Here is a 5588-nt window from a genome sequence, read left to right as displayed (position 1 = left end):
ATTTCAGCAGTTCTTGGTCTGATCGGCGTAGCGATGAACGCTTCAGCGTTGGTAGTTGTCGCATTTATTATTCTCGGATTATTCATGGGTGCTTCCTCCAACTACACCGTTTCAATGGCTGCACAGTATTGGAGGGGCGAGGATTTTTCATCTGTATTTGCACTTGTTAATGCAATTGCGAACCTGCTGTCAGCGGTCGGCCCAATGCTGATTGCAACCCTGCTTTTCAGTATGGCCGGTGTCAGGGGCGTATTTATCGCATGCCTCGTCGGAGGTATCCTCAGTGTAATTCTCATGTCTGCGTTCAGCGGAAAACATATAAAAGATATTGATGATGAAGAGCGCCAAAAGGTTGGCAAAGCAGCAGATGATGCACTTTTAGGAAGACTGTAAACATTTGAGCATTTCATTAAGGATAAGGAGACTGCAACATGAAGGTATTAGGGATTGTTGCCGGAAGGCATAACGGAAACAGCGAGATTCTGGTTAAAGAAGCTTTGAGCGTCTGCAAAGATGCTGGTGCGGAATGCACTTTGATTAATCTTTTCGACTATAACATTTTGGCCTGCCAGGGATGTGAGGCCTGCACGATGGCGATGGGCCTGGGCAAGGATGCCGGCTGCATTCTCGACAATAAAGATGACATGGACAAAATTGTCCATGTCATGCAGCAGCAGGATGCTATCATCCTGGGAGTTCCAACGTATGACCTGCTGCCCAGTGCGACTTATCTGACATTCGGCCAGCGGTTTCTGGCCTACGAGATTTCCTTCCGGCTTAAAATCGGTTCCGTCAAGAAGGATCCGCATCTGATAGCCGGCGTAATCGCCTGCGGCGGTTCCTGCCGCGACTGGCAGACGATGACTCTGGAAGCAATCGGAGCCACTATGTTCACCCAATCCATCAAGGTAGTGGATCAAATGCTTGCCACCCGCAACGGAAGGCCCGGGAATGTCCTGCTTCGTCCGGAGCAGCTTGAAAGAGCTCACAAACTGGGAGAAAATATCATAAAATCCATTCAAACTCCTTTCGAACAAAGAGAATGGCTGGGAGATCCAGACACGGGAATGTGCCCGAACTGCCATTCCAACCTGGTCATGAAGGGAGAGCCCCACTGGGACGGCCTGGAATTCCCCTTTGAGTGTCCCGTATGCGGTGCCGGAGGCGACCTCGTCAAAGGAGAAGACGGAAGAACCAGATTTGTTCTTGCCGAAAACGGCCTGATTCGCGACAGAAATGTCAACGAATTCCGTGAACTGCATCTGACGGAAATCATTGAGACCAAGATTGACTTCTTCCAACGTCAGGATTCGATCCAGGAACAGTACAAACACTATAAAGATATGGCATTCCCTGCCATTTAATCATCCTCAGAGAAGTCCCGGCATGAACTGCCGGGACTTCTCTTGCACTTTACATACCCTAAGATTATAATAGTAGTATCGTATACGAAGACCTTAGGAGGACTCCCATGAAAACCATCCATGTAGCTGCAGCAATCATCCGCCAGAACAACGAATTTTTTGCCACGCAACGAGGCTACGGTGAATTTGCCGGCGGCTGGGAATTTCCCGGAGGCAAGATCGAGGCCGGCGAAACCCCGGAACAGGCTCTTGTCCGGGAAATCCAGGAAGAACTGGGCACCGAAATCTCCATAGACCGCCACTTTACCACCGTTGAATACAGCTATCCTAGCTTCCACCTGCACATGGAATGCTTCCTCTGCTCCGTCCAAAACGGTTCCCTGGAGCTTCTTGAACACAGCGACTCCAAATGGCTGGGCAAGGATGACCTGAACTCCGTGGAATGGCTGGCCGCAGATGTGACTATCATCGAAAAATTAAAGGCAATATTCTAAATCCCTTAATATTTTCCGTGTGTTCTGGCCGCATCATACATAGCCTCCTCCATAGTATATCCCATACGAAGATATGAAAATGTCTGGGCAAAAGGGATACATGGTATACGGTCCGGTTTCTTCAGTGTTATTGCATCTTCAACGCGTTTATTTCTTAGGATTTTTTGCGAATATTTTTTGACTTTATGTACGTTTCGTACTATTATTAAACAGAAGATGACCACGCAAAAAGGAGATTCTGAAATGAAGCTAAGCATGTGGATTTTGGCCGACTGGCTGCAGAAATACGAACCGGTACTGCACATAAAAGACGGCGCCCCAACCCTTCGGGGTGTCAGGATATTTTCGACTGAGCTGACAATTGAAACTCAGAATGTTTACCTGGGACTGGCCAGAGACTTCATTCCTACCGGTTCAGGCGAAGTCATCTGCGTGCACGGCCATGATATGATCCTCCTGCAGACAACAGATCTTGAAGCCGTCCTGAACGACGTCTTTGACGCATTTGATTATTATAACCGCTGGTCCGACAGCATAAAAGAGAGCATCTTCAGTGGATGTCCCGTACTTCAGATTACAGAAAACAGCCAGGATATCATCGACGATCCTTTCGTAGTGTTTGATTCCGGCAACATGCTGATAGCCCATTCAACCCGTTTTGGTCTTGGATCTTTTGACGAGGAATGGGATCGGATGATCCTGAATAAAAGCAATTCACTCGAAAAATTGTATTTTCTGAGTGAATACTTCAAATCTGCAAATTTCAGCAATCTTGTTCAGGCCTCCAAGCTAAGCGCGTTTCAAAACAAATCCATGTGGAGAAATCTCTATTTGAAAAACCGTTTCGTCGGCCGTGTTGTCATCATCGAAAAAAATCACCCCATCACGAATGGCCGGATGCATCTCTGCGATGAACTCGGCCACCTGATTGAAATATGGATGAGCCACAACCAGGCCCAGCACGAAATCCGTGAAAATCATAAGATTTTTCTTGATCTGCTCGATAACGAGCCGATATCGGAAGAAGAACTGCTTCACCGTCTCAAAGTCCAGTCATGGCTCCCTTCTGCCCCCAAGATGGTCATCGCGGTTAATACCCTGCTCTCACATGAAGAAATGCTCAACCCTCTGATCCGAAAGTTAGAAAGATCCTTCAGCAGCTGTTTCGTGTTTGAGTATAAATCATCGATCCTTCTATTCGTTAACCTGTCTGTCGTTTCCTATTTCACTTTATCACAGCTCCTTCCACCCATATTGAAGCAAAGCCGGAGCTATTGCGGAGCAAGCTATGAATTCACAAACATCATGGATCTGAAATCACATTACGAGCAATGCAAAATCGCTATCGATTATGGCAACAAACTGCCGGGCAGCATCTATCACTGCAAGGATTATGCTTTGAAATATTTTTACAGCGTTATGAAGGGGCACATCAACCAGAACATCATTCCACCGGAGCTGATTTCCCTGCAAAAACACGACGCCCAATATCAAAGCGATCTTTTCATGACTCTTCACCAATTCCTGTTGAATGAGCGCAACCTGGTAAAAACAGCCCACTGCCTTTCCATCCACCGAAACACACTGATTTACCGTCTCAATAAAATCAAAGAGATGATAAACCTCGATCTTGACGATGCCGAAAACAGAGAGCTGCTGCTGCTCTCTTACAAACTGATTCAGGTAAATGGCTGATCCTTTCAATCATTTTCTCCAAAACGCCTTGTATCCGGAAGCCTGATATAATCCACAAAGAGCTCTTAACCTATGCACTTGCCAAAATGTTTATGTTAAGAGACTTGTAAAATATTATCATACACTTTAAATTTTGCTCTTTACACACACAGCTATTTGATGTAAAATAGACTCAATATATAGAACGATCGTTCGAACAGTCTTCAAGGAGGATAACACATGATAGATAAGACAATATGCGAATTATTTGCCGGCGTCGGTGGATTCAGACTAGGACTTGAGCATTCTTCAAAAGAATGGAATACCGTCTGGGCCAACCAGTGGGAACCCGGCAAGAAATCCCAGCATGCATTTGACTGCTATTGCCATCATTTCGGCCGAAATGAAAATCATGTAAATGAAGATATCTCCTCTGTCGACAAAAGCATAATACCTGACCACAGCCTGCTAGTAGGAGGCTTTCCCTGCCAAGACTATTCCGTTGCCAGGACAGGCGCCAAAGGAATCAGTGGTGTCAAAGGTGTACTCTGGTGGGAAATCCGAGACATTTTGGAAACCAAGCGGCCTAAATTCGTTCTGCTCGAAAACGTGGACAGACTCCTTAAATCACCTAGTACTCAGCGCGGACGCGATTTCGGAATTATCCTAGCCTGCTTCCATCAGCTCGGCTATAGCGTGGAATGGCGAGTAATAAATGCTGCTGAATATGGATTTGCACAAAGACGGCGCAGAACCTTCATTTTTGCATATCAAAACGATACTTCCTACGGGCAGAGGCGTTCCGTTTCGACACCGCAGTGCATCATCAATACAAATGGGTTTTTTGCAAAGACTTTCCCTATAGAAGCAACTGACAGTTTTAGGATCTCCGCGCTAGAATACACTGAATTAGCCGATATCTCCGACAGATTCAAATTCGATTTTGAGAACGCTGGATATATGACCGATGGGAACATCACCACATCTTCTGTCGTACCAATTCAAGAAAAGCCAATCACGATACGCCAAATTATTGACAGCAATGCTGATAAGAAATTCTATCTCGGAGATAATCTTGAAAAATGGACCTATCTGAAGGGCTCCAAGAAGATTGAACGCACAAGCAAGACAGGCCATACCTACACATTTTCGGAGGGTCCCATTGCTTTCCCTGACCCAATCGATAAACCAGCACGAACGATGTTGACCAGCGAGTCTAGTCTTAACCGCAGCACACATGTCATTTTGGATCCCAACACGAATAAACTGCGTCTCATTACTCCTCTGGAAGCCGAAAGGATTCAGGGATTCGAGGACAACTGGACGGATACTGGCATGCCTGAAAAATTCCGCTATTTCTGCATGGGGAATGCTCTTGTTGTTGGCGTCGTCGAAAGAATGGGGCATACTCTCAACAAGATTTTTGCAAAAGAAGTCCATATCGAATACATAAATGATAATACTGATGAAAAACGGGAAGCCATTTAGGCCTCCCGTTTTTCTATTCTAATAATTCCAAGATAGGATTCATTGATTTCCATCTTCCTTCACCACTAGGATAATTACAATCTTCTTGCCCCCATATCCATTTATACGCTTTAAGGACAACTTCGCAATCCAATCCCACCGAATCGAAATCAACCTGCAGATTATTAGATACAATCGCCACATCGGGCTCAATTCCATTACATACATCCTTCAACGCGTATATTAATTTTCTGGTCTCTTCTGGATGTTATTGATTTCTGAGTTTGTCCGCCCGTTGCTCTCTGGAGCTGCCTAAAACTGCTCGCCTATGCTGCCACGGTGGTTATGAGTTCGGGCACAATACAGTTGCATTGCGCCCATTTTGTTTTACGGTAATTCCCCCTCGATTACCGTTCTGACCATATGGTCATCGATTAGCTTCTTTGCCCGCTGTGAGGCAAACATAAGGGAGTGGGTACATACTTTGTTTGTTGCTCTGGATGATCCGGCTGAATAGCGATAGACTTCATCCATCGCCTTGTCTGTGAAGATATCCGTCGATCCTCCGGCGTAGGCAAGATGAGCGGTG

5 protein-coding genes and 1 pseudogene are annotated in these 5588 nt (G+C 45.8%); 5 read left to right on the top strand and 1 reads right to left on the bottom strand.

Annotation, left to right across the window (positions count from 1 at the left end; all coding sequences use genetic code 11):
* From BUA79_RS12010 to dcm, 5 genes are all read left to right on the top strand, one after another.
* The coding region (locus BUA79_RS12010; protein ID WP_178138606.1) for an MFS transporter at positions 1-393 on the top strand (393 nt) is incomplete at its 5' end.
* A gap of 38 nt (positions 394-431) precedes the next feature.
* The gene (locus BUA79_RS12005; RefSeq protein ID WP_073994652.1) at positions 432-1364 is read left to right on the top strand and encodes a flavodoxin family protein; all 933 of its coding nucleotides are present in this window, start codon (positions 432-434) and stop codon (positions 1362-1364) included.
* A gap of 107 nt (positions 1365-1471) precedes the next feature.
* The gene (gene mutT, locus BUA79_RS12000) at positions 1472-1858 is read left to right on the top strand and encodes an 8-oxo-dGTP diphosphatase MutT (RefSeq protein ID WP_073994651.1); all 387 of its coding nucleotides are present in this window, start codon (positions 1472-1474) and stop codon (positions 1856-1858) included.
* Positions 1859-2101: 243 nt separating this feature from the next.
* A complete protein-coding gene (locus BUA79_RS11995) occupies positions 2102-3553 on the top strand; it encodes a PucR family transcriptional regulator (RefSeq protein ID WP_073994650.1) in 1452 nt (483 codons plus the stop codon).
* A 219-nt stretch (positions 3554-3772) separates the two neighbouring features.
* The gene (dcm, locus tag BUA79_RS11990; RefSeq protein WP_073994649.1) at positions 3773-5020 is read left to right on the top strand and encodes a DNA (cytosine-5-)-methyltransferase; all 1248 of its coding nucleotides are present in this window, start codon (positions 3773-3775) and stop codon (positions 5018-5020) included.
* A gap of 366 nt (positions 5021-5386) precedes the next feature.
* On the opposite strand, the pseudogene BUA79_RS11985 reads toward dcm, so the two are convergent.
* Positions 5387-5588 (bottom strand): annotated as a pseudogene (locus BUA79_RS11985) (AAA family ATPase); the annotation flags it as partial.

This window comes from Parasporobacterium paucivorans DSM 15970 (assembly GCF_900141895.1).
Classification (GTDB): domain Bacteria; phylum Bacillota; class Clostridia; order Lachnospirales; family Lachnospiraceae; genus Parasporobacterium; species Parasporobacterium paucivorans.
Note: the sequence above shows the minus strand (reverse complement) of the source record. Positions and strands in the feature narration are given on the sequence as shown.

Coding starts and splice junctions, on each gene's coding strand:
- BUA79_RS12005 (WP_073994652.1), top strand. CDS start 432: ATGAAGGTATTAGGGATTGTTGCCGGAAGGCATAACGGAAACAGCGAG.
- mutT (WP_073994651.1), top strand. CDS start 1,472: ATGAAAACCATCCATGTAGCTGCAGCAATCATCCGCCAGAACAACGAA.
- BUA79_RS11995 (WP_073994650.1), top strand. CDS start 2,102: ATGAAGCTAAGCATGTGGATTTTGGCCGACTGGCTGCAGAAATACGAA.
- dcm (WP_073994649.1), top strand. CDS start 3,773: ATGATAGATAAGACAATATGCGAATTATTTGCCGGCGTCGGTGGATTC.